Source organism: Pseudomonas sp. YQ_6 (genome assembly GCF_043103245.1).
GTDB lineage: Bacteria > Pseudomonadota > Gammaproteobacteria > Pseudomonadales > Pseudomonadaceae > Aquipseudomonas > Aquipseudomonas alloputida.
This window is the reverse complement of sequence record NZ_JBICJR010000062.1, coordinates 1-662: the sequence shown is the minus strand read 5'-3', so window position 1 is coordinate 662 and position 662 is coordinate 1. Positions and strand designations below refer to the sequence as shown.

Here is a 662-nt window from a genome sequence, read left to right as displayed (position 1 = left end):
CTACGGCAGCAGGCCTATGCGGTAGGTCATAAGCGCGTTGACCGGCTGATGCATGAAGAGCACATACAAGGCCGATCCAAGGGCGGTTTCAGACCGTGCACCACCGACAGTCACCATGCGCTGCCAGTGGCGAGCAATTTATTGGATCGTCAGTTCTCCATTCAAAGCTCCACCCCAGCCTGGGTCAGCGATATCACTTACATCGCTACGAAAGAGGGCTGGCTTTATCTGGCAGTGGTACTGAGCATCCAAACCCGCCAGGTGCTAGGTTACAGCCTGGCGGACAGGATGCCTGACGACTTGGTCGAGCGCGCTTTTATGAACGCCTGGAGCGCATGCCTGGGCGCCTATGGAGTAATTTTCCACTCCGATCAAGGGCGCCAGTACGCGAGCAGCAGGTTTCGTCTCGCTTTGGCCAAGAAGGGCTTCGCGCAAAGCATGAGTCGAAGAGGAAACTGCTGGGATAACGCCGTAGCTGAAAGTTTCTTCGCTACATTGAAGAGAGAGGAAGCCTGCGCGGTCTATCCCACAAAGAAACAGGCTCACCTGGCAATTGCCAGCTACATCCATGGGTTCTACAACAGCTGTCGACTGCATTCAGCACTGGGTTACCGTTCACCGAACGAATACGCAAAAGGCTTAAGGCAGTTGGCTCTGTAGCC

General features: G+C 55.1%; 1 protein-coding gene. It reads left to right on the top strand.

Features of this window, described 5'->3' with window-relative positions:
* A partial coding sequence (locus ACF8FG_RS21710) for an IS3 family transposase (RefSeq protein ID WP_392519200.1) occupies window positions 1-660 on the top strand: 660 nt, incomplete at its 5' end.
* Between the last annotated feature and the right edge of the window lie 2 nt (window positions 661-662).